Origin of the sequence: Paraburkholderia hospita, from assembly GCF_002902965.1 — a bacterium.
Lineage (GTDB): Bacteria > Pseudomonadota > Gammaproteobacteria > Burkholderiales > Burkholderiaceae > Paraburkholderia > Paraburkholderia hospita.
In genome coordinates, this window is record NZ_CP026105.1 from 2,131,237 (window position 1) to 2,153,151 (window position 21,915).

Sequence of the window (21,915 nt, forward strand, 5' to 3'; positions counted from 1 at the left end):
ACCGACTTCTCGGACAGGCCGGTGCTCTTTTTGCATTGCACACGCGTCGCGTCAGGGTTCGCCTGGAAGAACTCACACACGATCCGCTGTTGCAGGCTCATAGTGCGGTTGCGATTGGTCGTTTTTTCGGTAATCACGCTGCCTCCCCATCCAATTCCTTCACCTCAATCTCGACGCGTGGCTCGCGCCCATATCTCTTCCTGGCTGACAACTCGACCACCTGTGAATCGTCTTCGTAGACAATCTCGTTCATCGCGTCCTTGACTGCCTTGACGACGTTGTCGGCGTCCGGCTTGTTCGTAGCGCGGACAACGTCCTGCGCGGCTTTCGTCTGTCGCGCCTTCGGCCAGCTAGCGGGAATCGGCAGATAAATCTCCACCTTCAGCGAGACGGGGCGCCCGAACGGAATGCCGCCGAACATCGCGGCGGTCGCTGCCGCGCGAATCTTCGATTCATACGATTTCGTCTTTTTCGGCGTGCGCATGCGGATACCGGTATCCGTGCGCGACGCGCGCGGGCGCCCCTTCGCCACCGGCTCGCCATCTACCGTGAATGACACCATGCGTTTCGCGATCGGCTCGTGCAAAGTGCAAAGGTCGAAGTCGTCGGGCTCTTGGACCGGCGCATTCCCCGTGACGCGCTCGATCTCGCGCTCGGCAAAGCCAACGACGCGTGCCGTCCCGAACTTGCCGTCTTGGATGGCACTTTCCGGATAGCGCATAGAGTTCGTGCGGCTCGTCACGCAACCTCCTTGCGAATCCAATAAATCCATGCCGCGCCTCTCAGCGGATGATCGTCCGGGAGAGCGCCGGAGTAACAAGCGTGCTCATTGCACCCGGGCTCTTCACCCGAAAGGAACACGCAGCCAATGCAGCCGCGCTCGCCCTCAGGCATCTTGGCCAGTTCGAATCCTTCGTGGGCGATGATCTGGTCGTTAAAGCGTGTGATGGTCATGCGGCCTCCGCGAGCGCTGCCTTATCGCGCGGGATGTCGTTGAAATAGGCATCAAGGGCTTCGTAACGCTCCTCGCTCTCACGGCCAACGGTGCGCAGCATGTCTTCGCGCCACTCGCCCGGCCCAGCCGCCTTGAACACCTTCGCCTTGAACTGTTCGAACAGTTGATCTGGCCGCTCGACGACGCCCAGTTGCTTCGCACGCTCACGGATTCCAAGGGCGGTCTTCCACCAATCCGCCGGAGCCACGCTGGCGCCCTTGGATTCGCTGGCGTCCTGGGCTTCCCACAACCCGGTCCAGCCACGTAGAACCGCTTCGTCGATTGCAGCAACGACATCGATACCCTTGTCGTGCAGCTTCGTGAGCTTCTTGACCGAGACCTTCGCGGCCGGTCGCGTCCACGGCACGCCGACCTTCTTTTCCTTCGCTTCGCGGTGCTCGCACCAATCGACCCACGATTCACGCGGCAGCCAGTCGGGAAGTTCGCGATTGAGAAGTTCGTCATGCAACGCAATTCGCGACGCACGTCGCGCGGGTTGACGGTTACCTGATGGTTCTTTGACGGTTACTGATGATTCGGGTGCAACAGCTATTGCACCCTTTAGTGCTGCGTTTTGCACCCTTTCGTGTTCCGGATTGCACCCTTTCGTGTCGACGTTTGCACCCTTTGCGTCGCCATCAATGGGTGCAATTTCTTCACCCTTTTCGTTATCCACAATGGGTGCAAGATCTGCACCGTTTATCCATGCAGGACTGATGCGGTATTCGCGGGACTTCCCACGACCGCCCTTCCCCTGGCCGACGAGAATCAACCAGCCGGACTTCTCCATACTGCGTAGCTGGTACTGCACCGCGCGCTCGGACTGACGCGTCTTCTCAGCGAGGCTGGCAATGCCGGGAAATATGTGGGTGCCGTCGTCGTGCGCGTGATCCGCCAGCTTCAACGCGAGAATCATCTCGCCGCCGCCGGTCGGATAACGGTCGAAGACCATGCCCATGATCTTTACGCTCACGCGGCCGCCCCCAGCTTCACACGGAAGCTCTCTTTACCACTTTTGATCACAAGCTCGACGAGCCCATCAGCGATCAGGGCGTGTAACTGGGTGCGCACGGCAGACGCGGACAGACCGCATTTAGCCGACAGCACACGAACCGACGGCGCGCACTCGCCCGTCGATTGCTGAGCGAAGTCGGCCAATGCGAGCAGGACGATCTTCTTCGCCGCGCGCACGTCGCACTGCCACGCGAGATTGACGAGATGGAAGCTCACGCGATCACCTTCGTCGCGAGAGCCAACAATTGCTGGCTCGATTGCGTGGCGAGGTCCTTGCGCTTGCCGACGACGACGAGGCGCTCAGCGTCGAGCAGCTCACGCACGCGGCCGCAGACGCTGCTCAGCTTCATGTTCGTAATCGACGCAATGTCTTCGCGCGTCAGCGGCGGCCGACCGTGATCGAACGCGTCGAGAACCATCCGCTGCTTTGCGGCCAGATCCTTGACGCCCAAAGCGTGAAAGGAGTCTTGCTGTGTCTCGGCGACGCGGCGGCCCGAGCGGCCACTGTAGATTTCCGTCTGCATGGCGGATCTCCGGTCAAAAGAACCAAGTGCTTGAGTGCTGCTGCATGGTCGGCGCCGAACGCTTTTCGCCGTTAGGGTGCGTGTCGACCATGTAGAAGCGCTTTGCGCGCTCCTGCTCCTTTAGGCCGGTGTGCGGCATGTGGTTGCGACTGGATCGCGACAGCTTGCGCGAGACGTAGCGACGCAACGCAGAGGAAACAGACGACGTGCGCGGACGATCGTCGCCGATGGTGACAACGTCGCCGCCGAACGAACGGCTAGCCATTGCACCAATCCCGGACGCCATCAGCGCGCCCAAAACAGCAATGCTTCTCGTGCTTCTCATGGGTGATCTCCTGCGGCGTCTGCCGCGTAGGACTACTAATCGGAAACAGAAGGCGGCTGGCATTTCAATCGCCTTGTGTTGCAGATCAGCTTCTGATCCCCGGTCGAGATGACCGCGTTTTCAGCGGCCATCCCTTCAATGCTTCGTTTCCTGATGAGCGTCGAGTAGCAGATGGCCAAATACTCGGAATGCTTCTGCCACTTCGGGTTTTTGCGCAGCTTGTTGTTCAATTCCTTTCAACAGTTCGTCTTTGTCATTGCCCCCAACCTGCTTCCGGGCTTCCTCTGCGGCCTGTCGGCCTATGCGAAGAGCCTCGTCGTGTGTCATTTCATAGAGTCTCCTGTCTTTGAATCACCTCTTCCATCAGGGTGAGCATCGCCATGCGTGTAAGCCATTGCGACACTGCGCGATTCCCTACAACGCGCTCGAAGTCAGCGACCAGGCGCGCCGGCAGATCTTGCCGAGGCTTTCCGTGACGGTCGACGGCTTCTCGGTTGAGCATGTTCGACATGTGCGACGGCTTCACGTCGAGCAGCTCGGCCAGCGTTCTTTGCGTCATGCCGCTCCTGGCTCGGTGTTTCCACCCCAGGAGCACGGCATCACGGAAAGTTGCGCAGGCAGCAATTGCTTCGCGCGGAAGGAAGCGCATCGACACACGCGGAGCGTCCGGCGGCGCATGATCCAAGGCATATGCAGGTGCCTTGTGCGGCGTTTCTTGTGTCTGCATGAATACGTCCCCGTTGAAAAATTCAATCGACTTACGACTGGAGTTACGACTCGGCCACCGCTTCAAATGAAGGCGTCCCAATGACGCCTTCATTCCATGACCGACCTACGAAACTGCTCTGGCTCGCGCCATCTTGCTATCCTTCTTGATCCCGCCAACGGGCGGTTGAACGTCGTCGGACGCATCCGGTCTGCCCGGCTCGATCAGTTCCGGCCAGATCGATTGCCAGTCGTCCGGCCGCAGCATCTGACGCGTGACAATGCCGCCGGTTGCCTGTTCGATCGGCGTACAGTGTTCGATCGGAACTCGACGGTCTGCCGACATCCATTGATGAACCGCGCCCTTCGTAACGCCAAGAATGTCGGCGAGCGCCTTGTAGCCACCAACGGCAGATGCGGCGAGCGCGACGGGGTGCTTGTTCATGTGGAGGTTGGCAATGAGTGAGCTTCCGGCCAAGTATAGGTTTTGTAGACTCGAAAGTAAAGAAAAACGAGACCCGCTCGGTTTAGATTTTGTATACCCTCCGCGCATGGAAATGAGAAACTGGATCAGGTCCGCCCGCAAGAAAGCCGACCTAACACAAGAACAGCTCGGCGAAAAGCTGGGAGTGACCAAGGGAAACGTGTCTGCTTGGGAAAATGGCAGGCATGAGCCCAGCTATGCTCAGATCCAAGAGATTTCGGTCATTACGAAGTACCCGATGCCGGACTCTCAGCCGGGCATTTCCCCTACTGTCGCGCTTGAGTCGAAAGACGTCGCCGAACGAGTACAGGAAATGCTTACTGAAACGGGTATGGATGCGGCAGCTTTTGCTGCTAAAGTTCAGATTCCGCTGGAGAGGGTGGAATCTTGGCTTAAAGGATCGGCGATCACCGTTGCCGACGCCGTGGCAATCCAGAACGCTTTTGGCTACAACAGCGCCTGGGTGCTGGCCCGCGTGGGCGAGAAGAAGGCCGCTATCCAGTACAACGACGAGTACCGACCAAAGGCGCTCGGCAAAAGAAAAGCACTGGCGGTGAAAGGCATGGCTCAGCTGGGCGATAACGGTTTTTGGGCGGCACTGGAATACCCAGTTGGTCATGGCGATGGTTACATCGACTGGCCGACCAGCGACCCGAACGCATACGCGATCGAATGCTCGGGCGACTCAATGCGGCCGCGCATCAAGCACGGCGAGTTCGTGATCATCGAGCCGAATCACCCGTTTCAGCCTGGCGACGAGGTGCTCGTCGCGTCGAAGGACGGTCGAGTAATGGTCAAAGAGCTTGCGTACAAGGCTGCCGGCCGCTATCACCTGCTCTCCGTCAACGAGGCGCATGGAAAAGTCACGCTCGAGGAAGCTGACATCGACCACATCCATTACGTCGCAGGCATTGCGAAGCCGTCAATGTGGCGACCGGATTGAAAGTCCACCGAACAAACAGAGCGCCAGATGGAAGTAGACCCCAAAGATAAGGAAATTTCGGAGCTAAAACGCAACCTAGCGATAGCTAACCGCGCCTTGAAAATATACAGCGAGATGTTCGGGGAGTTGCAATCGGCCGTTGGCGAAGTATTGACGGAGATGGATGAAGCTACAAAAGGCGGAGATCCCGTTACCGAAGGTGACCGTGCGCGCTTTGAGTTCTCGAAGAAAATACACAGAACGATGTCGGATACAATTGACAAACTGGCGGAGGCCCTTCGTGGGATCCGTTAGTGACCTCCGTCGCGAATTTTCCAATCTCCGGACACCGAATCCACCCTTCTCGAGTGGTTCATAGCGACTGCAATTGCGCTCACCGGCCTTGCATTCGCTGCGGCGAAGCTGATTCACAATCCCCCACTCTGGCGAATCACTAACGGCCCAATCCTGTCGGGCCGTTTTGCTTTTCGCCGCTGTTACAAATTTTCTCGCCCAGATAGTCTCGATTTTCTTGACTTCCGTTGTCTAGTTTTTCTATACTTCATCTCAAGCGCTGGATGCCGGCGCGGACGTGCGGAGCGCCCTAAGCTCAGAACATTGCAGCGCAGTGTTTTGTACTTAGAGCGCATCTCACACACCACCAGATAGTCTGGAGTGAGAGATGAACGTCAGAAAAGCGATGCACCGTGCAGCAGCAAAGAGCCTCGACGGCCATTGCCGTTTTGTGGTTCGCGTCGGTCGTTCCATTGCAGTCCGCACCCTCTCTGATCTGGTCCGTTACCGCGTGAAGGTAGACATCCAGATGGCCTTCGATAAGGGCCGTCCGCGTCTCCCCTCACTGAGCCACAGGTGATCGAGATGGAATCCGTTCAACCGCTGCACTCCTACGCGACGCGAGTCGTCGACGAAGTCGAGTACTTCGTCGCTATGCCGCCGCTGACCGATGCCGAGCTGGCGCAGTACTCGCGCCGCACGACGAAGCGTCCGCTGCTCTGCTTCGCGATGCTCGCTGCCCTGCCATTCGTTGTCGAAGGCGTCTGCCGTCTGCTGAAGGTGTGGTGATGCGCGAACAAATCCGAATCTGGGCAGGTGCAGCCGCGTTGATCGTCGTCTACCTGCTTATGTGCGCCACGTCAGAACATCGCGCGGCCGAAGTTGAACGCTGCAGCGTGGTTCGCTGCACCTGATCCCGTAAAGGCTCACCGATGGAAATCTTCCTTTACTTCTATTCAGGATTCCTACTCGTCGTTGCCATCGTGGTAGGTGCGGCAATCCTGATGAATCGACGCTGCGCGATGTACGACCAGCAGTTCGAAACGAAAGACGAACACGAAAGCGACGCGGCGCCCTACCCGCGTTACTACGAATAAGCGCAGTCCTTCAATCACGGAGAAAAGCAATGAAGAAGGCTTTTACGCAGACCCTCATGGAGTTGCGCGGGGGCGCAGTCGTCGAAGAGGCGACCAACGAACTCAACACGCTGGTCGCGATGGTCCGCGACACCGGCAAGGCCGGGAAGATCACGATCACCCTCGAGGTGAAGCCCTTCGCAAAAGTGCAAGACGCGCTCGAGGTGACGGGCAAGGTCGTCGCGACGCTGCCGCGCGAAAAGGAAACGGCCGAGGTGTTCTTCCCGACCGTCGAAAACAATCTCTCGCGTCACAGCGAGCGTCAAACCGAGTTGCCTGGTATCTCGCTGGCAGACAGCCCGTGTTCCGTCTCGATCGGCTAATCCCGCACGGCAATCAATCACCCTTCACTCTCATACGGATAAAACATGCTCCACGATTTCCAGGGCGAACAAAACGTCGCCGCCGTTCTTGCCGCAGGCACCTCGCTGGCCGGCGCACAAAAGAGCCCGCTGCAGGATGGCAAGCCGTTCGTGATCGTGCCGGAAGGCTACAAGGCTCAGATCGTCGACGAGGTGTTCAACAACCCGGCGCGAGTGACCGGCGTCGTGAAACTTCGCGACGCAACAAGCTTCGTGAACTACTTCAATCGCCAAAAGCGCCCCGAGAGCCTGATTTACGCGTCCCTCGACCCGGCGAAGATCCTCGGCGTCATCGACGATCACTTGGCATACGAATATGCCGGTGACGGCGATCCATCCAAGGGTGCCAACTGGCGCGGCTATCGCGTCGAGTTCCCGGTACCGGCCTCGCGCGAATGGAAGATCTGGACGGGCTCGGATCGCAAGGGCCTCAATCAGCTGCAGTTCGCCGAACTGATCGAAGACAACCTGCCCGACATCGTGACGCCGGATGGCTCGACGATGCTGAGCGTCGCGCTCAACTTCGAAGCCAGCAAGGAAGGCAACTTCGTGTCGGCAGCTCGCCTGCAGGACGGCAGCACCAACTTCGTCTGGAAGGAAGACGTCAACGCGACCGGCAACAAAGTCGCCATGCCGTCGCAGATCACGCTCGAAATCCCGGTGTTCGAAAACGGTCAGCCCTCGGCCGTCGAAGCTCGCGTCAAGTACCGCATCAAAGACGGCAATCTGACCATCTGGTACGAGCTCGTGCGCCCGCACAAGGTGCTCGAAGCTGCCTTCCGCTCGATCTGGTCGCAAATCGAAGAGCAGACGTCGACAACGATTCTGCTGGGCTCCCCCGAGTAACTGCGAGTGCGGCGGCTCCCCCGAGCCGGCGATTTGAGGGTGCAGTCCCGACCCTCTCTTTTTTGAACGAGATGGAGGACTCTGCCGCAGTCAACAGATCGTCCTGATTAGCGATCGATTGAGAGCTACCAGATCCCCCCGGACGCTGGCAGGTCTCGCGGCAGAGCAAATTCAGTTTAGGTCACACGGAACGACCATGAAAGAACGTCCGATTCTCTTCAGCGGCCCGATGGTGCGCGCTCTGCTCGACGGTCGCAAGACGCAGACGCGCCGCGTCGTCAAATCGCGTCCGTGGACGACCGGCGACTACTTCGCCAGCGGCGAGTACTCGACTGACCTCGGATACGAGGCCTCACGCGGTGAATTCTGGGCGGGATTCCGGCACCCATCGATCCACCCAGACGGATCGGCCTGCTATGAGAGGTGCCCGTATGGCGCCCCCGGCGACCGTCTGTGGGTGCGCGAGACGTGGCGCGGCGTCGTCGCGATTAACCCGCCCGGAAAGACGACCGAGTTGGGCGTCGCTCGATACGTACCGGACCAACAGTATTGCCGCCGCGTCGAATTCCAGGCAACGCAAGCTCGCGACAGCGAACCGTGGCGTCCGTCGATCCACATGCCGCGCTGGGCGTCGCGCATCACGCTCGAAGTGACTGGCGTGCGCGTCGAGCGGCTGCAGGACATCACGGAAGCCGACGCAGCGGCTGAAGGCGTCGAGAGCCTGCGCAACGAAGGCGAGTACTGGAAAGACTACCTGCGGTCAACCGCGCAATGCGACGAGCTGGTCTGCCTCAACGCCCGTGATTCGTTCTGGACGCTCTGGGACAGCCTCAACGCGGCACGCGGCTTCGGCTGGGATGCTAACCCTTGGGTCTGGGTAGTTGAGTTCACGAGGATCAACTGATGTCAGTCTCGAACGTTCTCAGCCATCAGTCGTGCTGTCTCCTCGCCCGCGCTCAGCGCCTCATCTTCAGATTCGTGGCGCAGTCCGCTCTCGACTCGACTTTCAGATTTCCCATCACGCTCATGTTTGATGTAGCTGATCGTCGCTGTAAAGCCTCCATCGGTAAGCGCCACGGAAGCAATCTTGAATTCGTGTTTGCCAGCACGAACCGTTCGTTCGGCCATGGTGACCTCCAAATGGTAGTCATCGAGAGTACCACGCCTAAATTCAGCCTAATTTGATCGCCGAGACATGACCATGCCAATGAGAGCGCAACCGGCATTACTCGCAGTCCCGGCGACCCTGACTGCTGCGTGTCTGTCAGTAATGGCAGGCTGGCAGCGTGGCGGGTTTCTGGCTGAGCGGGTGCTCTGGATCGCCGTCGGAGTCGTGCTGGTTGTCGCCGCTCACGTGCTCCCTGCCCTGATCCGTTCGCATGGCTGGCGCGTTCGGCTAGTCGGCGTCGTGCTCTGGATCGGCTGCATGGCGGCCACCTGCTACGGTCACGCGGTCTTTTTCCTCCTGGCTCAGAAGCATGCTGGCGAGGTGCGCGCGGCAGCCGTCCCGGCAGTCGAGACGACCGGCCGCAACCCCGCAGTCATCGCCGCCGACCGCGCCTCAGTCGTGGCGCGACTGGCCCGAGTCACCGAGCGCCGCTGTGCCGAACCGTGCCCGAGCCTGCGCATTGAGCGCGCGACGCTCGCCGCTCGGCTGGATGCGATCGACGTCGAGGCGACCGAGGCAAAGCGTCAGGAAGCCGCGCAGGACCGCGCCGACGCCGCGCGCGCCGCTGCCGTCGCTGACCCGGTAACGGGCGCTGTGACTGCGTTCGGCATCCCGTCAGGTCGCGTCGATCTGATCGCCGGTCTCGCATTCGCGGCAGTACTAGAAGCAGTCGCGTGCTTCTGTTGGCTGCTCGCGCTGCGCCCGGTTGAATCGCTAAAACCCAATACTGGCGCGGCAGTAACGCCGGTCACGGAACCGAGTAACGCCGTTACCGAACCAGCGATCGAGCCGGAATCGGCGCCCGTGAAGACCGTCGATGACGTTACTCGCGTTGCGGCGGCGATCGAGGCTGGACGACTTCGAGGGACAGTCACGGAGATCCGTAAATACCTCGGCTGCTCGCAGACGCGAGCCTCAGAGGTCAGGAGACAAGTGGTGTCGGCTCATGAGGTTGCGTCATGAGTGCCTACATACAACACCTCTATATCTCCTCGCCCTCCGTACACGGGCGTCCAAGGCAACCGTCGATGAATGCATGTGCTCGGCTCTCGCCGTATGAAAAAGCGGCATCGGGCGAAAAGAAATCGAGTTTCTCGGGAAGGCTTGCGATCGGCGCGGAGTTGCCATCCGACGAGAGGATGGACCAAGAGACGAAATATCGCCGGTCATATCCCTCAAGCGATACGACCGTGTCGGCAGTGACTTCTATGTCAATTGTGAAGCCGCGATATGGCGCGCAGGGTTTGTATCGCACGTGCATGACAGTTCCAATTTCACGTGATCGCCGGTATGCGAGACGAATGGGGCGCGCAATCGGTATGCCTGTCGGTTCACACCCTTGCAGCGCAATCGAGGCATAGAGGAAGAAATGAATGGCGGGCGCCGCTTACTACAACGAGATCGACCCATACGCCGCGCAGTGGCTGCGCAACCTGATAACGAGCACCGACAAATGAATGATCTACGCGAAGGCTCGGTACGTCTGTTCGACGAGGCGGCTCAGGAGTGGCGCATAGCCGAACCCGGCTCGATGTGGTTCAGCACGATCACGATCGGAGCACAGGAAGTGTATTTGAACGGCCAATGGGAACCTATTTTCCCAGACCAAAAGGACGACAACGATGCCTCTTGAAATGTGGATGTCTCCGCTGACGCACCGAATCTATATCGGCAAGGCAAAAGACGGCGTCGCGACCAGCAAACAGGACGTGACGGCGCAATGCATCAACGGCGCCGTAGCGCACCTGATCGCCATCGGCGACACCGAGATCATCGTGAACCTGGACGAAGGCCGCTACCGCGTGAAGATCACGCCCGAAGCCGCCTGATCTGATCTAACCGCAAGGACAACGATAACCATGAAAGACCACGAAATCGCCGCGCTCGTGAATAAAGTTCGCGACATCGCCGTCGAGTTCCACGGCGCGCAGCAGCTGCGCGATCGGATCGCAAACGTGCTGGTTCCGGTTCTCACCCCTTCCGCGCCAGCCGTCGATGCTGGAGCGCGGGAAGCGATGCGGAATGCAACGCGAGAAATGATCTTGGCCAACCCGGAAGGTGCGCGGCTCGAAATGGTGGAAATGGCACGCGAGACTCGTGAATTGCGCGCCGCACTATCCGCCCGCGCATCCGAAGCGGCGGCAGAGCCGGTAGCTTATTGCCTATCGGACGATGTCGAGCGGTTGAGGAGCGGTGGACAACGATGGGCGAAAGTTTTCACCGGCGCCGATGGCATACCAGATCAGATGACGGCGCTCTACACCGCCCCTCCAGCCGCTAGCGGGCAGAAGCTGTCGAAGGCGCAGATAACCGCCGTTTTCAATCGAACCATCCCGTTCACATACCAAGCCTTTGCGCGAAACCTCTTTGAAGAGTGGGCAGCGAAATGACCCTTGGCGAACTTCTCAAATCGCGCCGCGAAGCCCTTGGCATGACGCTTGAAGACGTGGCCGACTCTACAGGCTCGTCCAAGTCCTACGTGTGGGAACTTGAAAACGGCAAGGGATACAAGATGAGCCTTGTGTACGCGGCGCGGTTCGCCGTTGCGCTCGGGCTCAACGTCAACATGATGGCATGTGCAGCGCTGGAATCGGAGCGCGTCAAGCGCGCCTCTGATAGCGCCACAGCCAGCGACAAGGAGGGCGCGTGATCAAGGTTCTCGCAATCATTCGCGGCTGCAAGGAATGCCCGAAAAGGCAGTACGGCAGCGGTGGGATCTACGACTGCTCTGTCGTGCAACAAGAACTCGACGCCGGTGAAGTTATGCCGGGCTGGTGCCCGCTGCCCGATCATCCTGCCGCGGCGATGGTCGCGCAGGCAGCCCGCATCAAAGAGCTTGAACGCCGTCTCGCAGCCAGCGACAGCGCTGAAGGAGGTGTGGCGTGATGCAAACCTCTTCGTCAACCGTTATTGACGAAATCACCGCCATGGGCGATTCCCTCGATCACTTCCCTGCCATATTTAATCAGGATTCGACACGCCTCTTCTGCGGTGTGCGCGGGGTTTGCCCACTTCGGAGTGACCCGGGTCTCTGTGACATGAGAACCGTTCGTTTTATCGACGATCACTATCCACCCGGTGAAGCTAGTTTGTCCGGGAGTATTCGGCACGTTCGCATGGATCTCGATGCCGGGGCGGTATTCGGAAAGCTGGCTCGTCATAGCTGCCTCCACCGTGGTTATCAAGGAACCCTAGCATGACCGACAACATCAAGAGTCTGGAGCCGGTTGCGTGGGAATGCTCGTCACCTGAAGGCGAGAAGCCCGCGTTGGCTTTCCTCACATCCAAGAAGCCCACCGTCGAGCACTACGAGAATCAAGGCTGGCGCGTGCTGCCTCTCTACGCCGCCCCTGTCGCTGACAGCGCAATGGCGAAGGATGCGGAGCGTTATCGGTGGCTGCGCAACATCAAGAACATGAGCGCGCAGGAATTAGTCGAGATGTACCACGGCAAAAAGCTCGACGACATTATCGACGCCGCTATCGCGGCATCCGCAGAGAAGGGAGATAAGGCATGAAGCGCGTCGCGGTCCCGATAACCTGGAGGATGGCCTAATGACCCCCCCACCCCTCCGAATCGATAATTTCCTTGCCGCGCTCGTAGCACGCGAGCTCCGCGAGTTCTGGCGTCGTGTACGACTCTCCAGCCGCAGAATCGAAAACCCACGGAGATGGATATGCTTGATCGGACGCGAAAATAATTCGACCAAGGAAACCGTACGTCTCAACCTTACTGCGCTTCTGCGATTGCGCTGTGCATTCGACACTTCGGCCTTTGTACGAGAAAACCTGCATCGCACCCTCCGTTCGGTTTCTTGGGGAATCCTAGCATGAGCGAGAACAGCAAAATCGAGTGGACCGACCACACGTTCAACCCGTGGGAAGGTTGCCAGAAGGTTGGCCCCGGTTGCGATCACTGCTATGCCGAGACGCGCAACGCTCGTTTCGCGGGCGGTACCGCGATCAACTGGGGACCGGGCGCGCCGCGGCGCCGCACGTCGCCTGCGAATTGGCGCAAGCCGTTGCAGTGGAACGCGCAGGCTGACGCGTTCTACGCTGAGCACGGCCGCCGCCAACGTGTCTTCTGTGCGTCGCTCGCTGACGTGTTCGATAACGCCGTCGATCCAGCATGGCGTGCCGATCTGTTTGACCTGATCGAGAAGACACAGGATCTCGACTGGCTGCTGCTGACGAAGCGCATCGGCAACGTCATGCCGATGATCAGCGAGACGGCTCAGCGTCGGTTCGATCTCGAATGCCTCGAATCGCCGCGCCTTCCCTTCAACGTCTGGCTCGGCGCAACGATCGTCAACCAAGTCGACGCCGACCGCGATATTCCGAAGCTTCTGGGAGTGCCCGCGCGTGTTCGATTCTTGTCGATGGAGCCGTTGCTCGGGCCGGTCAAACTAGACGCACTCGCACATGGAGACGAGTCCGATCTAGACGCCCTGCGCGGCCAAATCGTCTACTCGACGCAGCATGTAGCAGTCCGCCCGCGAATCATCGGCGCTCGGTTGGATTGGGTCATCGTCGGCGGCGAGAGCGGCCACGGCGCGCGGCCAATGCATCCGGACTGGGCTTTGTCGCTGCGCGATCAGTGCGCCGCCGCTGGCGTACCGTTCCTGTTCAAGCAATGGGGCGAATGGCAGATTGCATCGACGGAGAACGGACACCACGACTGCGACATGGCGCGCAACGCTGCCCAGTGGGTGCACCTCGATGGAGTGCTGACGAAGCCGAGTTGGCATCGCGAAGGTTATGCGGACGCCGAGAAAGCATACGGCATGGTGAAGGTCGGCAAGAAGCTGGCCGGCCGCCAGCTAGACGGCCGCACCCATGATGCTTTTCCTCAGGGCACGGTAGGTTGAGATGGTCCGTCCGAGATTGCCTTACAGGCGCCAGGGTCGCGCAAGGACCATACGCCGGGTGGATCGCCATCGTGAGTGCAACGATGCATCCAGTTACCGCATACGGTGCACCTGTACTGATCGTAGCGCTTCGTCGGGTGGTTTGGGTATCCGAAGATCCCGCGGCCCATTGCGTACAGGTCGCCGTGAGGTGGTGTGGATGACAGCTTTCCAGACAGTGTTTTACAAGCGTTGCACGGTTCCATGTCACTCACCTGAGAGACGCACTTATTAAATCTAGCATGTTTGAAGCAGCACAACGGGTAATCGAAACAACGAGAAAACAATGGGGTATCGATGAGCGACTATCTCACCGCGCATGAGCTGGCCGACCTGGTCGGCTGCAAAGCGAACCAGCGCGCAGCCATGACGCACTGGCTCGAAAACAACCGTTGGCGATTCGTCGTCGACAAGAACGGATTGCCCAAGGTCGCGCGCGCGTATCGCGACCAGAAGCTCGGTCTCTCTAATGAATCGAAAACAACGAAATACGATGCCGCGCCGAACCGCCAAGCCTTCGCATGACGAGCAACAGATCAACGAGTCGACCGGCATCGATCGACTCTATAAGCGCCATGGGGTGCGCAAAGTCTCGTTCTGGTACAAGTACCCGGACGGCCGGAGCGAGACTTTGAGCACCGCACCGCGCGGCGATCGCCATGCAATCTCTGTCGCGGAGCGCAGCGCGAAGCGGAAGGCGCTCGACATTCAAGCCGGCCAGGTCATCGCCGGTTCGGTCGCCGAGATGATCGATCGCTTCAAGACCGACATCGCACCGACACACTATCGCGACCAGTCGAAGGAAGGTCTTGCAGTGCGCGAGGGTGCGTACGATCGTCTCACGAAGTTCTTCGGTCGCATGGCGCCGAAAGCGCTGGAGACGGTGCACGGCTATCAGTACCTCGACGATCGCGCGAAGGCTGGCGCGCCGATCGGCGCAAACAAGGACCTGGCGTTGATGCAGACCATCTGCAATTACGCCATTCGCTGGGGCGTCATTAAGGCCAACCCGTTCGTCGGGATGATGCTGAACAAAGCTGAGAAGGACGTGCGCACCGTCGAGCGTTCGCAGGTCGTCCGCTTCTATCTCTGGGCACTGAAGCAGGAACAGGCCTATCGGACGATGGGACTCGCAGCGATGTTCTGCTACCTGACCGGGTTCCGCGCGGCAGAGATCCGCCCGTACCACATGTCAGGTATCACGGGCGCAGGCGTGAAGGTCGTCAACGCAAAGCGCAAGAAGGGAGAAAGCGAGACGCTGAAGTTACGCCACTGGTCGACGCGGCTGCGTGTCGTGGTCGAGCGCGCGAAGCGTGATCGCAAGGTGGCGAGCCTGTTCCTGTTTCCGAATCGCCGCGGGCAGCCGTATTCGAAGAGCGGCTGGGGATCGGTTTGGCAAGACGCGATGTACACATACATCGGCTCGTTCGATCCGGCGATCGCGAAAGAGTTTGAGGCGAAGAAGATGCGCGAAGCAGCGCAGCGGATCGCGAACCGGGTCAACAGTCCGATTCATGGCGGCATGGATCTGCAACTGACGAACCACCCCGCCTACTTTTCGATGCTAGACATCCGGCCCGTTGCAATCACAACGAAGCTCGAAAATAGCGATCCGGACGCATACGACTTTGCCGGCCATGCGAGCCCGTCGACCACGGCGCGACACTACGATCGCCGCAAGGTGAAGGTCGCGAAAGCGACGGAGTAGATTCCGAAAACAAAAAAGCCGTTCCGAATTTCGCATTCCGGAACGGCTTCGTTTGCCTAACTGCTTGATGCAGTTGAATCTTTTGGGGTGGCTGATGGGACTCGAACCCACGACGACAGGAATCACAATCCTGGACTCTACCAACTGAGCTACAGCCACCACTGCACTACATCTTCGCCGCCTGCCGCAGAGCGGCGCTCAGCAACGAAGAAGCGAGATTATACAAACACGAACCGTATTTGCAAAGCCCTTTATTCAAAGATTTCGCTGGGTTCGCGCAAATGCTGTCGCGCTTCGTCGAAAATTGCGAGATCGCGCGCCTGGAGCTTCTTGCTGTCCGACAGCACGCGCCGCCATCCGCGCGCACCCGCCACGCCGCGATACAGCCCCAGCGCATGACGCACGATCGCGCCCGGATACGTGCCGCGCGCGAGTTCGGCGCGGCAGTACTCGATCAGCTTCGCTTCCGCTTCTTCGCGGGTCGGCGCGGCATCCGTCGAGCCGTAGAAACGCGCGTCGACATCGGCGAGCACGTAAGGGTTGTGATACGCCTCACGGCCCAGCATCACACCGTCCACATGCTGCAAGTGTGCTTCGACTTCGTCGAGCGTCTTGATCCCGCCGTTGATGATGATCTCGAGCTGCGGAAAATCGCGCTTCAGCCGATACGCGTAGTCGTACTTAAGCGGCGGAATCTCGCGGTTCTCTTTCGGGCTGAGGCCTTTGAGGATCGCATTGCGCGCGTGCACGATGAAGACCTCGCAACCGGCCTCGGCAATCGTGCCGACGAAGTCGCGCACGAATGCGTAGTCTTCGACGTCATCGACGCCGATCCGGTGCTTGACCGTCACGGGCACCGACACCACATCGCGCATCGCCTTCACGCAATCGGCGACGAGTTGCGGCTCGTTCATCAGACACGCACCGAATGCGCCGCGCTGCACACGCTCCGACGGACAGCCGCAATTCAGATTGATCTCGTCGTAGCCCCACTGCTCGCCGAGTTTCGCCGAGCGCGCCAGATCGTCCGGCTCGCTGCCGCCGAGTTGCAGGGCGACGGGCGCTTCGTCGGCGGTAAACGCAAGGTGGCGCTCGACGTCGCCGTGAATCAGCGCGCCCGTCGTCACCATCTCCGTATACAACCAGGTGTGCCGCGACAGCGTGCGGTGAAACGAGCGACAGTGGCGATCAGTCCAGTCCATCATGGGCGCCACGGATACGCGACGGGGACTGGAAACAGGCTTCGAAGACATGAGGCAGCGGACCAGAAAGAAAACAGCGTGAATTCAGCCCGCAATTTTACCGCAAGCGCGCCCCAAACCCCTCATTTTGCGCCGCAGCAACCCCGGAAGCCCATGATTTACATAAGGTTTTTCGAGTCGTGACGCCCCGCTTATAAGGGTGCATACGCGGCAAAACCCCGCCCAGCCTGCCTCCCAGCATTGTTTCTAATCTCAGAATAGTAATTTCAAATTATCGGCACAAAAAACCGATAGTAGGGGTATACACTGCATTCCATCGACGTTGCGAACAGACCGCTGCAAAGCAAAGACCGCAACGTCTTACTGAATCAAAACATTACGGAGAGTTCACCATGAAGACCAAGCTTATCGCCGCAGTTCTGATCGCCGCTTCCGCTACCCTGGCTGCTCCCGCTTTCGCAAGCGGCTACGGTCCGGCTCCGCACTACAACCCGACGGTTGGCGCACCGGCATCGCAACAAGGCCAGAACGCGGAAACGCTGGCAGCTGAAGCGCAACAAGCCAATGCAAACGCCTACGGCGGCGTGCAAAACGGTTCGTCGCAAGCTGGCAAGCATGAGCCCGTGACGGGCCCGGGCTCGGTGTTCTTCGGCCACTAAGCCGAAACAGGACCGCAAGCACACAGCAGTTTCGTAGCAGGCAGTACCCAGCAGTATCGAGCAGCACTGGTAGCACGCAGTACTTGCAGTTGCAGTCGTCGTAGAAGTGGCAGCAGGTAGTCTTGAAGTTGCAGTTCCAGATGTAGCAGTACCGCAATCAAAGCTTGACCGTAGTAAAGCAGTACCGTTGATGGCGAAGTAGCAGTATCTGGAAGTACCAGCAGTTGGAAGTTGCCGTACCCTGGCAGTACCACGCAGTCTGTTGTTGCAGGTGTAGTTCAGCCGGATGTTCTTCTCAGAGCATCCGGCTTTATTTTTTGCGCCGTGTGAAACGACTATCCGCCTGCGGCCAGCAGTTCGACATCGATGGCTTCGCGCGCTGCGCGGAAGCCCGCTTCGGCCGCTGCGTGCTCGGTCGGCCAGAAGCCGTCGATCGGCACCAGCCGCCAGTCCAACATCACCGCGTCGTCCTTCAGTATGCGGAAGTGCGCCTTGACGCCCGTCAGCACCTGCTCGACGCAGACCTCCATCTCGAACTCCTTGTAGCGCTCCTGGTAGTCGCCCATGTCGATGCCTTTCGGCTCCATCGCGCGTCCCTCCGTCTCAGGTTCAGTCGCCGGATCAGTCGCAATCGCCGGACAGATACTTCCTGCCGTCGCAGGTGATTTCGACGCCCGCGCCCTTCCCCGATTTCGCCACCAGCCCCGCTCCCAGCAACTCTTTCTCGACGACGGGCTCGACGGCAGGCGCCGCCTGCCCGGTTCCGATGTCGTTCAGTTGCCGTAAGGTATCGATTGCAACCGCACTCAAGGACTTCGTCATCGCAGCCTCCACATTCGTTGGCGGCGCGCCGCCCGTATGGCAATGCGCCAGTCGATGCTGAATTCATGCTAGCACTTCCAGCCAGGATTGCCGGGACGGGACGGGACGCGGTGCGCGCCCGCACGCGCTATCCGATGCAGAAGAACGCGCGGCCCGCAGCGGCTGGCACGCGCCTAGCAACAGGAGAAAAAAACCGCAGAGAGAACCCAATGATTGCGACGATGATGAAACTCAGACGTCATGCATGGGCGTCGATAGGAAGCGCCGCCGTGCTTGCGGCATCGGCGGGTGTCGCGCAGTTGGCGTGGGGCCAGACCGTCGCGCCGCAAACGGGCGGCACGACGATGGTGAAACCGCCGCCCGCGGCGGCCTCGGGCGCGGCGAGCGCGACCAATCCCGACAACATGCCCGTCAAGAAGCCGCGCAAGCCGCCCAACGACGACATGTCGGTTCACCCGCCCGCCAGCGCGACGAACGCGAAATAGCGGGCAGCGTCGGCGGCTTCGACAAAGCGCCGCGCGTCACAAGCAACAGCGGCAACAGCGCGCGTTACAGGCGCGCGATCGACACCTCCGTCGACTTGACGAGCGCGACCACTTCCGCGCCGACCTTCAGTTCGAGTTCGTCGATCGAGCGCGTCGTGATGACCGACGTGACGACGCCGAACGGCGTATCGACATCGACTTCGGACACGACGGGTCCGCGGATGATTTCCTTCACTTTGCCTTTGAACTGGTTGCGTACGTTGATCGCGGAAATGCTCATATCGGATAGCTCCGGTGGGTCGATGAAAAAGTATCCAGCCAGCGTTCAAACTGCCCAGCGGATATCGCGTGCATGCACGGTGCGGGCATCCTGAGGTGCGGGTTCGTCGGTTGCGCGTGTCTTCATCACACGCTGCAACACGCGTTCTTCGAGTTGCGCGAATGCCGCCGTCGCCCGCTCGCGCGGCCGCGCGAGTGGCACGGGTTGATCGAGCGCGATCCTGCCCTCCTCGATCAGCAGAATGCGATCGCCGAGCGCGACGGCTTCCTGCACGTCGTGCGTGACGAGCAGCGCAGTGAAACGGTGCTCACGCCACAAGCGCTCGATCAGCGCGTGCATTTCGATGCGCGTCAACGCGTCGAGCGCGCCAAGCGGCTCGTCGAGCAGCAGCAGTTGCGGCCGATGCACGAGCGCGCGCGCCAGCGCGACGCGCTGCCGCTGGCCACCCGACAGTTGCGCGGGCCAGTCGTTCGCGCGTTCGAGCAAGCCGACTTCGTCGAGCACCGCGCGCGCTTTGTCGCGTGATGAACGGCCGAGGCCCAGCATCACGTTCTGCAGCACCGTCTTCCACGGCAGCAGACGCGCGTCCTGAAACATGATCCGCGTGTCGAAGGGATGCGAGCCGTCGGCGTGTTTGTCGAGCGTGCCCGAGGTCGGCGCTTCGAGACCCGCGATCAGCCGCAGCAATGTCGACTTCCCGCAGCCGCTGCGTCCGACGATCGACACGAAGCTGCCGCGCTTGATCGACAGATCGAAGTCCGTGAGCACCGCGCGCTCGCCGTAGCGTTTGCCAACGCCGCGCAGTTCGACCGAAATATCGTGCTTTTCACGTGCGATCTCGCGCAGCGCGGGTGCTTGCGTCGACGCAAGCTCATGCGTGCCCTGCTGCCGAAGCTCGTCTTCGAGATCCGCGCCCGTGATCCCGCCCATCAATACGGACAATGTGCTCGCAATCATGCTTTCGTTCCTCGTTGATACGCGGGATGCCAGCGCAGCGACACCCGCTCGAGCCCTTTCGCGAGCATGTCGGCGAGCTTGCCGAGCGCCGCATACAGCAGAATCCCGACCACCACCACATCCGTTTGCAGAAACTCGCGCGCGTTCATCGTCATGTAGCCGATGCCCGATTGCGCGGAGATCGTTTCCGCGACGATCAGCGTGACCCACATCAGCCCGAACGCGAAACGCACGCCGACGAGAATCGACGGCAGCGCGCCCGGCAGGATCACGTCGCGATACAGCGCGAAACCCTTCACGCCGTAGCTGCGTGCCATTTCGATCAGATTCGCGTCGACGGAACGGATGCCGTGATACGTGTTCACATAGATTGGAAAGAACACGCCCAGCGACACCAGAAACACCTTCGCCTCCTCCTCGATACCGAACCAAAGGATCACGAGCGGAATCATCGCGAGCGCGGGGATGTTGCGGATCATTTGCACGGTCGTGTCGAGCGCGATATCGACGGGCCGGAACAGACCTGTCGCAAGCCCGAGCACGAAACCGATGCCGCCGCCGATCGCGAAGCCCGACACCGCGCGCCACGTACTGACCTTCACGTCAGCCCACATTTCGCCCGACTCGATCAGCGACCACGCGGCCTTCACGACGGCGAGCGGCTCGGGCAGCACACGCGTCGACAGCACGCCACTGCGCGCGGCGATTTCCCACGCGAGCAGGATGACGAGCGGCACGATCCACGGCGCGAGCCTGAGCGCGAGCGGCCCCAGGTTCAGGCGGGCGAGATTGAAACCCGCAGCACGGTTGCCAGAAACAGTCGACATAAACCAGCACTCCTTTCATGAAGCGACGCGTCGTTGCGCATCGCCTCCGGACAACGAATCAGCTTTGCGACGCCTTCGGCGCATAGTTGTTGCCGACGATTTCGCCGAACGGCCCCGACAGCGGCAGGCTGCCGCTCACCGCCGCCTGCTGCCGACCCGGCAGCAGCGGGAACACGAGCTCGGCAAAGCGGTACGACTCTTCGAGATGCGGATAACCGGACAGAATGAACGTCTCGATGCCAAGGTCCGCGTATTCCTGCATGCGCGCCGCGACCTGCTCCGGGCTGCCGACGAGCGCCGTGCCCGCGCCGCCGCGCACCAGGCCCACGCCCGCCCACAGGTTCGGATACACCTCCAGGTCCTGGCGCGAGCCGCGCTTGCCGCCGTGCAGTGCGGCCATGCGCCGCTGCCCTTCGGAATCCATCTTCGAGAACGACGCCTGCGCGCGGGCGACCGTTTCGTCGTCGAGCTTGCTGATGAGCTTGTCGGCGGCTGCCCACGCTTCGTCTTCCGTCTCGCGCACGATCACATGCAGGCGAATACCGAACTTGATCTTGCGGCCGTGCTGCGCGGCGCGCGCGCGGATGTCGGCGACCTTCTTCGCGACCGCTTCGGGCGGCTCGCCCCACGTCAGATACGTGTCGATGTGCTCGCCCGCCATCTCGTGCGCCGCCGGCGACGAGCCGCCGAACCACAGCGGCGGATGCGGGTCCTGCACGGGCGGATACAGCACCTTGCCGCCCTTCGACGTCAGATGCTTGCCGATGAAATCGAAGGTCTCACCCTGATGCGCGCTAGTCAGCAGGCCGCGCCAGATGCGCAGGAATTCATCGGTGATTTCGTAGCGCGTGTCGTGATCGACGAACAGCCCGTCGCCTTCGAGTTCCGCGGCATCGCCGCCCGTCACGACGTTGATCAGCAAACGCCCGCCCGACAGCCGGTCGAAGGTCGACGCCATACGCGCCGACAGCCCCGGCGACGAGATTCCCGGACGGATCGCGACGAGGAACTTCAGGCGCTTGGTGGCGGGAATCAGGCTCGACGCGACGACCCATGCGTCTTCGCACGAGCGGCCCGTCGGCAGCAGCACGCCCTCGTAGCCGAGCGTATCGGCTGCGACGGCGATCTGCCGGAAGTAGTCATAGTCGGCTGCACGCGCGCCTTGCGACGTGCCGAGATAGCGGCTGTCGCCGTGAGTCGGAATGAACCAGAACACATTCATCTGCAGTTCCTGCCTTGTTCGTCTGATGTCTTAGGGATGACGGGATGCGTTGCTTGCGGGCGCGTGCGAAAGG

At 60.5% G+C, this 21,915-nt stretch carries 38 protein-coding genes and 1 tRNA gene; 20 read left to right on the forward strand and 19 right to left on the reverse strand.

Features of this window, described 5'->3' with window-relative positions; translation table 11 throughout:
- Positions 1–133: 133 nt before the first annotated feature.
- The 9 genes from C2L64_RS09560 to C2L64_RS09600 form a co-directional block, all read right to left on the reverse strand.
- Complete coding sequence (locus C2L64_RS09560) at positions 134–742, reverse strand: RusA family crossover junction endodeoxyribonuclease (protein ID WP_244144507.1); 609 nt, start codon at positions 740–742, stop codon at positions 134–136.
- Positions 739–954, reverse strand: coding sequence for a hypothetical protein (locus C2L64_RS09565; RefSeq protein WP_090838935.1), 216 nt, complete (start codon positions 952–954; stop codon positions 739–741). The genes C2L64_RS09560 and C2L64_RS09565 overlap by 4 nt, the downstream gene beginning before the upstream one ends.
- Positions 951–1,967, reverse strand: a complete 1,017-nt coding sequence (locus tag C2L64_RS09570) for a helix-turn-helix domain-containing protein (RefSeq protein ID WP_090838933.1) — start codon at positions 1,965–1,967, stop codon at positions 951–953. Before C2L64_RS09570 ends, C2L64_RS09565 begins: the two co-directional genes overlap by 4 nt.
- Positions 1,964–2,224, reverse strand: a complete 261-nt coding sequence (locus tag C2L64_RS09575) for a helix-turn-helix domain-containing protein (protein WP_158660495.1) — start codon at positions 2,222–2,224, stop codon at positions 1,964–1,966. Before C2L64_RS09575 ends, C2L64_RS09570 begins: the two co-directional genes overlap by 4 nt.
- Entirely contained in the window at positions 2,221–2,532 is a 312-nt protein-coding gene (locus C2L64_RS09580; protein ID WP_090838929.1) for a hypothetical protein, read from the reverse strand. The genes C2L64_RS09575 and C2L64_RS09580 overlap by 4 nt, the downstream gene beginning before the upstream one ends.
- 13 nt (positions 2,533–2,545) lie before the next feature.
- A complete protein-coding gene (locus C2L64_RS09585) occupies positions 2,546–2,830 on the reverse strand; it encodes a hypothetical protein (RefSeq protein WP_090838927.1) in 285 nt (94 codons plus the stop codon).
- 162 nt (positions 2,831–2,992) lie between these two features.
- Entirely contained in the window at positions 2,993–3,184 is a 192-nt protein-coding gene (locus tag C2L64_RS09590; RefSeq protein WP_090838925.1) for a hypothetical protein, read from the reverse strand.
- A gap of 1 nt (position 3,185) precedes the next feature.
- Positions 3,186–3,584 carry a helix-turn-helix domain-containing protein gene (locus C2L64_RS09595; protein ID WP_090838962.1) on the reverse strand — a complete coding sequence of 133 codons (399 nt, stop codon included), beginning with the start codon at positions 3,582–3,584 and terminating at the stop codon, positions 3,186–3,188.
- Positions 3,585–3,689: 105 nt separating this feature from the next.
- Positions 3,690–4,007: a transcriptional regulator gene (locus C2L64_RS09600; RefSeq protein WP_090838923.1), complete on the reverse strand. Its 318-nt coding sequence runs from the start codon at positions 4,005–4,007 to the stop codon at positions 3,690–3,692.
- Positions 4,008–4,020: 13 nt separating this feature from the next.
- On the opposite strand from C2L64_RS09600, the gene C2L64_RS09605 reads away from it, so the two are divergent.
- The 8 genes from C2L64_RS09605 to C2L64_RS09630 all read left to right on the forward strand — a co-directional run bounded on the left by C2L64_RS09605 (position 4,021) and on the right by C2L64_RS09630 (position 8,510).
- Positions 4,021–4,989: an XRE family transcriptional regulator gene (locus C2L64_RS09605; protein WP_158660496.1), complete on the forward strand. Its 969-nt coding sequence runs from the start codon at positions 4,021–4,023 to the stop codon at positions 4,987–4,989.
- Positions 4,990–5,016: 27 nt separating this feature from the next.
- Positions 5,017–5,283, forward strand: coding sequence for a hypothetical protein (locus C2L64_RS09610; RefSeq protein WP_090838920.1), 267 nt, complete (start codon positions 5,017–5,019; stop codon positions 5,281–5,283).
- A gap of 367 nt (positions 5,284–5,650) precedes the next feature.
- Positions 5,651–5,842, forward strand: coding sequence for a hypothetical protein (locus C2L64_RS53140; RefSeq protein ID WP_143055832.1), 192 nt, complete (start codon positions 5,651–5,653; stop codon positions 5,840–5,842).
- A gap of 5 nt (positions 5,843–5,847) precedes the next feature.
- Positions 5,848–6,051: a hypothetical protein gene (locus C2L64_RS09615; protein ID WP_090838918.1), complete on the forward strand. Its 204-nt coding sequence runs from the start codon at positions 5,848–5,850 to the stop codon at positions 6,049–6,051.
- 143 nt (positions 6,052–6,194) lie between these two features.
- Entirely contained in the window at positions 6,195–6,359 is a 165-nt protein-coding gene (locus tag C2L64_RS53145) for a hypothetical protein (RefSeq protein ID WP_158660497.1), read from the forward strand.
- Between the two features lie 29 nt (positions 6,360–6,388).
- Entirely contained in the window at positions 6,389–6,721 is a 333-nt protein-coding gene (locus C2L64_RS09620) for a hypothetical protein (protein ID WP_090838917.1), read from the forward strand.
- A 45-nt stretch (positions 6,722–6,766) separates the two neighbouring features.
- A complete protein-coding gene (locus C2L64_RS09625; RefSeq protein ID WP_090838915.1) occupies positions 6,767–7,606 on the forward strand; it encodes a YfdQ family protein in 840 nt (279 codons plus the stop codon).
- Positions 7,607–7,802: 196 nt separating this feature from the next.
- Complete coding sequence (locus tag C2L64_RS09630; protein ID WP_090838914.1) at positions 7,803–8,510, forward strand: ASCH domain-containing protein; 708 nt, start codon at positions 7,803–7,805, stop codon at positions 8,508–8,510.
- A gap of 2 nt (positions 8,511–8,512) precedes the next feature.
- Here the strand turns inward: C2L64_RS09630 and C2L64_RS53150 are convergent, their stop codons facing one another.
- Positions 8,513–8,734 (reverse strand): hypothetical protein, encoded by a 222-nt coding sequence (locus C2L64_RS53150; RefSeq protein WP_143055831.1) that lies wholly within the window; start codon positions 8,732–8,734, stop codon positions 8,513–8,515.
- A 79-nt stretch (positions 8,735–8,813) separates the two neighbouring features.
- Between C2L64_RS53150 and C2L64_RS09640 the strand changes: the two genes are divergently transcribed.
- The 6 genes from C2L64_RS09640 to C2L64_RS09670 all read left to right on the forward strand — a co-directional run bounded on the left by C2L64_RS09640 (position 8,814) and on the right by C2L64_RS09670 (position 11,660).
- Complete coding sequence (locus tag C2L64_RS09640) at positions 8,814–9,737, forward strand: hypothetical protein (protein ID WP_322790650.1); 924 nt, start codon at positions 8,814–8,816, stop codon at positions 9,735–9,737.
- 490 nt (positions 9,738–10,227) lie between these two features.
- Positions 10,228–10,407, forward strand: coding sequence for a hypothetical protein (locus tag C2L64_RS09650; protein ID WP_090838910.1), 180 nt, complete (start codon positions 10,228–10,230; stop codon positions 10,405–10,407).
- A gap of 7 nt (positions 10,408–10,414) precedes the next feature.
- A complete protein-coding gene (locus C2L64_RS09655) occupies positions 10,415–10,603 on the forward strand; it encodes a DUF7446 family protein (RefSeq protein ID WP_143055830.1) in 189 nt (62 codons plus the stop codon).
- A 30-nt stretch (positions 10,604–10,633) separates the two neighbouring features.
- Complete coding sequence (locus C2L64_RS09660) at positions 10,634–11,164, forward strand: hypothetical protein (RefSeq protein WP_090838906.1); 531 nt, start codon at positions 10,634–10,636, stop codon at positions 11,162–11,164.
- Entirely contained in the window at positions 11,161–11,424 is a 264-nt protein-coding gene (locus tag C2L64_RS09665; RefSeq protein ID WP_090838904.1) for a helix-turn-helix domain-containing protein, read from the forward strand. The genes C2L64_RS09660 and C2L64_RS09665 overlap by 4 nt, the downstream gene beginning before the upstream one ends.
- Positions 11,421–11,660 (forward strand): hypothetical protein, encoded by a 240-nt coding sequence (locus tag C2L64_RS09670; protein ID WP_090838902.1) that lies wholly within the window; start codon positions 11,421–11,423, stop codon positions 11,658–11,660. The genes C2L64_RS09665 and C2L64_RS09670 overlap by 4 nt, the downstream gene beginning before the upstream one ends.
- Before the next feature lie 14 nt (positions 11,661–11,674).
- On the opposite strand, the gene C2L64_RS09675 is transcribed toward C2L64_RS09670, so the two are convergent.
- Entirely contained in the window at positions 11,675–11,935 is a 261-nt protein-coding gene (locus tag C2L64_RS09675; protein ID WP_090838900.1) for a hypothetical protein, read from the reverse strand.
- A gap of 35 nt (positions 11,936–11,970) precedes the next feature.
- Here C2L64_RS09675 and C2L64_RS09680 point away from each other — a divergent pair, with 35 nt between their 5' ends.
- The 4 genes from C2L64_RS09680 (at position 11,971) to C2L64_RS09700 (ending at position 15,388) form a co-directional block, all read left to right on the forward strand.
- Positions 11,971–12,291 carry a DinB family protein gene (locus tag C2L64_RS09680; RefSeq protein ID WP_090838898.1) on the forward strand — a complete coding sequence of 107 codons (321 nt, stop codon included), beginning with the start codon at positions 11,971–11,973 and terminating at the stop codon, positions 12,289–12,291.
- A gap of 312 nt (positions 12,292–12,603) precedes the next feature.
- Positions 12,604–13,641 (forward strand): phage Gp37/Gp68 family protein, encoded by a 1,038-nt coding sequence (locus tag C2L64_RS09690; RefSeq protein WP_090838895.1) that lies wholly within the window; start codon positions 12,604–12,606, stop codon positions 13,639–13,641.
- Positions 13,642–13,977: 336 nt separating this feature from the next.
- Positions 13,978–14,205, forward strand: a complete 228-nt coding sequence (locus tag C2L64_RS09695; protein WP_090838893.1) for a DUF4224 domain-containing protein — start codon at positions 13,978–13,980, stop codon at positions 14,203–14,205.
- On the forward strand, positions 14,174–15,388 hold the full coding sequence (locus C2L64_RS09700) for a site-specific integrase (RefSeq protein WP_090838891.1): 1,215 nt from the start codon (positions 14,174–14,176) through the stop codon (positions 15,386–15,388). Before C2L64_RS09695 ends, C2L64_RS09700 begins: the two co-directional genes overlap by 32 nt.
- Before the next feature lie 83 nt (positions 15,389–15,471).
- On the opposite strand, the gene C2L64_RS09705 is transcribed toward C2L64_RS09700, so the two are convergent.
- Positions 15,472–15,547, reverse strand: a tRNA-His gene (locus C2L64_RS09705).
- 92 nt (positions 15,548–15,639) lie between these two features.
- Positions 15,640–16,641, reverse strand: a complete 1,002-nt coding sequence (dusA, locus tag C2L64_RS09710) for a tRNA dihydrouridine(20/20a) synthase DusA (RefSeq protein ID WP_090838831.1) — start codon at positions 16,639–16,641, stop codon at positions 15,640–15,642.
- A gap of 341 nt (positions 16,642–16,982) precedes the next feature.
- Between dusA and C2L64_RS09715 the strand changes: the two genes are divergently transcribed.
- Complete coding sequence (locus C2L64_RS09715) at positions 16,983–17,249, forward strand: hypothetical protein (RefSeq protein WP_007588017.1); 267 nt, start codon at positions 16,983–16,985, stop codon at positions 17,247–17,249.
- 335 nt (positions 17,250–17,584) lie between these two features.
- On the opposite strand, the gene C2L64_RS09720 is transcribed toward C2L64_RS09715, so the two are convergent.
- Both C2L64_RS09720 and C2L64_RS09725 read right to left on the reverse strand, forming a co-directional pair.
- Entirely contained in the window at positions 17,585–17,836 is a 252-nt protein-coding gene (locus C2L64_RS09720) for a hypothetical protein (RefSeq protein WP_007588019.1), read from the reverse strand.
- A 34-nt stretch (positions 17,837–17,870) separates the two neighbouring features.
- A complete protein-coding gene (locus C2L64_RS09725; RefSeq protein ID WP_007588020.1) occupies positions 17,871–18,071 on the reverse strand; it encodes a hypothetical protein in 201 nt (66 codons plus the stop codon).
- A 209-nt stretch (positions 18,072–18,280) separates the two neighbouring features.
- Between C2L64_RS09725 and C2L64_RS09730 the strand changes: the two genes are divergently transcribed.
- On the forward strand, positions 18,281–18,556 hold the full coding sequence (locus tag C2L64_RS09730) for a hypothetical protein (RefSeq protein ID WP_079499489.1): 276 nt from the start codon (positions 18,281–18,283) through the stop codon (positions 18,554–18,556).
- Between the two features lie 64 nt (positions 18,557–18,620).
- Here C2L64_RS09730 and C2L64_RS09735 read toward each other — a convergent pair whose 3' ends face one another.
- The 4 genes from C2L64_RS09735 to ssuD are packed head-to-tail and all read right to left on the reverse strand — an operon-like array spanning position 18,621 to position 21,842.
- Positions 18,621–18,836 (reverse strand): TOBE domain-containing protein, encoded by a 216-nt coding sequence (locus tag C2L64_RS09735; RefSeq protein WP_007588023.1) that lies wholly within the window; start codon positions 18,834–18,836, stop codon positions 18,621–18,623.
- A 45-nt stretch (positions 18,837–18,881) separates the two neighbouring features.
- Complete coding sequence (locus C2L64_RS09740; protein WP_090838829.1) at positions 18,882–19,793, reverse strand: ATP-binding cassette domain-containing protein; 912 nt, start codon at positions 19,791–19,793, stop codon at positions 18,882–18,884.
- The gene (ssuC, locus tag C2L64_RS09745) at positions 19,790–20,620 is read right to left on the reverse strand and encodes an aliphatic sulfonate ABC transporter permease SsuC (protein WP_090838827.1); all 831 of its coding nucleotides are present in this window, start codon (positions 20,618–20,620) and stop codon (positions 19,790–19,792) included. Before ssuC ends, C2L64_RS09740 begins: the two co-directional genes overlap by 4 nt.
- A gap of 58 nt (positions 20,621–20,678) precedes the next feature.
- Positions 20,679–21,842, reverse strand: a complete 1,164-nt coding sequence (ssuD, locus tag C2L64_RS09750; protein ID WP_090838825.1) for an FMNH2-dependent alkanesulfonate monooxygenase — start codon at positions 21,840–21,842, stop codon at positions 20,679–20,681.
- Between the last annotated feature and the right edge of the window lie 73 nt (positions 21,843–21,915).

Excerpts from the sequence above, each read along its gene's own strand:
- C2L64_RS09565 (WP_090838935.1), bottom strand. The coding sequence starts at position 954 with ATGACCATCACACGCTTTAACGACCAGATCATCGCCCACGAAGGATTC.
- C2L64_RS09580 (WP_090838929.1), bottom strand. The coding sequence starts at position 2,532 with ATGCAGACGGAAATCTACAGTGGCCGCTCGGGCCGCCGCGTCGCCGAG.
- C2L64_RS09590 (WP_090838925.1), bottom strand. The coding sequence starts at position 3,184 with ATGACACACGACGAGGCTCTTCGCATAGGCCGACAGGCCGCAGAGGAA.
- C2L64_RS09595 (WP_090838962.1), bottom strand. The coding sequence starts at position 3,584 with ATGCAGACACAAGAAACGCCGCACAAGGCACCTGCATATGCCTTGGAT.
- C2L64_RS09600 (WP_090838923.1), bottom strand. The coding sequence starts at position 4,007 with ATGAACAAGCACCCCGTCGCGCTCGCCGCATCTGCCGTTGGTGGCTAC.
- C2L64_RS09605 (WP_158660496.1), top strand. The coding sequence starts at position 4,021 with ATGAGTGAGCTTCCGGCCAAGTATAGGTTTTGTAGACTCGAAAGTAAA.
- C2L64_RS09610 (WP_090838920.1), top strand. The coding sequence starts at position 5,017 with ATGGAAGTAGACCCCAAAGATAAGGAAATTTCGGAGCTAAAACGCAAC.
- C2L64_RS53140 (WP_143055832.1), top strand. The coding sequence starts at position 5,651 with ATGAACGTCAGAAAAGCGATGCACCGTGCAGCAGCAAAGAGCCTCGAC.
- C2L64_RS09615 (WP_090838918.1), top strand. The coding sequence starts at position 5,848 with ATGGAATCCGTTCAACCGCTGCACTCCTACGCGACGCGAGTCGTCGAC.
- C2L64_RS53145 (WP_158660497.1), top strand. The coding sequence starts at position 6,195 with ATGGAAATCTTCCTTTACTTCTATTCAGGATTCCTACTCGTCGTTGCC.
- C2L64_RS09620 (WP_090838917.1), top strand. The coding sequence starts at position 6,389 with ATGAAGAAGGCTTTTACGCAGACCCTCATGGAGTTGCGCGGGGGCGCA.
- C2L64_RS09625 (WP_090838915.1), top strand. The coding sequence starts at position 6,767 with ATGCTCCACGATTTCCAGGGCGAACAAAACGTCGCCGCCGTTCTTGCC.
- C2L64_RS09630 (WP_090838914.1), top strand. The coding sequence starts at position 7,803 with ATGAAAGAACGTCCGATTCTCTTCAGCGGCCCGATGGTGCGCGCTCTG.
- C2L64_RS53150 (WP_143055831.1), bottom strand. The coding sequence starts at position 8,734 with ATGGCCGAACGAACGGTTCGTGCTGGCAAACACGAATTCAAGATTGCT.
- C2L64_RS09640 (WP_322790650.1), top strand. The coding sequence starts at position 8,814 with ATGAGAGCGCAACCGGCATTACTCGCAGTCCCGGCGACCCTGACTGCT.
- C2L64_RS09650 (WP_090838910.1), top strand. The coding sequence starts at position 10,228 with ATGAATGATCTACGCGAAGGCTCGGTACGTCTGTTCGACGAGGCGGCT.
- C2L64_RS09655 (WP_143055830.1), top strand. The coding sequence starts at position 10,415 with ATGTCTCCGCTGACGCACCGAATCTATATCGGCAAGGCAAAAGACGGC.
- C2L64_RS09660 (WP_090838906.1), top strand. The coding sequence starts at position 10,634 with ATGAAAGACCACGAAATCGCCGCGCTCGTGAATAAAGTTCGCGACATC.
- C2L64_RS09665 (WP_090838904.1), top strand. The coding sequence starts at position 11,161 with ATGACCCTTGGCGAACTTCTCAAATCGCGCCGCGAAGCCCTTGGCATG.
- C2L64_RS09675 (WP_090838900.1), bottom strand. The coding sequence starts at position 11,935 with ATGACGAGCCAGCTTTCCGAATACCGCCCCGGCATCGAGATCCATGCG.
- C2L64_RS09680 (WP_090838898.1), top strand. The coding sequence starts at position 11,971 with ATGACCGACAACATCAAGAGTCTGGAGCCGGTTGCGTGGGAATGCTCG.
- C2L64_RS09690 (WP_090838895.1), top strand. The coding sequence starts at position 12,604 with ATGAGCGAGAACAGCAAAATCGAGTGGACCGACCACACGTTCAACCCG.
- C2L64_RS09695 (WP_090838893.1), top strand. The coding sequence starts at position 13,978 with ATGAGCGACTATCTCACCGCGCATGAGCTGGCCGACCTGGTCGGCTGC.
- C2L64_RS09700 (WP_090838891.1), top strand. The coding sequence starts at position 14,174 with ATGCCGCGCCGAACCGCCAAGCCTTCGCATGACGAGCAACAGATCAAC.
- dusA (WP_090838831.1), bottom strand. The coding sequence starts at position 16,641 with ATGTCTTCGAAGCCTGTTTCCAGTCCCCGTCGCGTATCCGTGGCGCCC.
- C2L64_RS09715 (WP_007588017.1), top strand. The coding sequence starts at position 16,983 with ATGAAGACCAAGCTTATCGCCGCAGTTCTGATCGCCGCTTCCGCTACC.
- C2L64_RS09720 (WP_007588019.1), bottom strand. The coding sequence starts at position 17,836 with ATGGAGCCGAAAGGCATCGACATGGGCGACTACCAGGAGCGCTACAAG.
- C2L64_RS09725 (WP_007588020.1), bottom strand. The coding sequence starts at position 18,071 with ATGACGAAGTCCTTGAGTGCGGTTGCAATCGATACCTTACGGCAACTG.
- C2L64_RS09730 (WP_079499489.1), top strand. The coding sequence starts at position 18,281 with ATGATTGCGACGATGATGAAACTCAGACGTCATGCATGGGCGTCGATA.
- C2L64_RS09735 (WP_007588023.1), bottom strand. The coding sequence starts at position 18,836 with ATGAGCATTTCCGCGATCAACGTACGCAACCAGTTCAAAGGCAAAGTG.
- C2L64_RS09740 (WP_090838829.1), bottom strand. The coding sequence starts at position 19,793 with ATGATTGCGAGCACATTGTCCGTATTGATGGGCGGGATCACGGGCGCG.
- ssuC (WP_090838827.1), bottom strand. The coding sequence starts at position 20,620 with ATGTCGACTGTTTCTGGCAACCGTGCTGCGGGTTTCAATCTCGCCCGC.
- ssuD (WP_090838825.1), bottom strand. The coding sequence starts at position 21,842 with ATGAATGTGTTCTGGTTCATTCCGACTCACGGCGACAGCCGCTATCTC.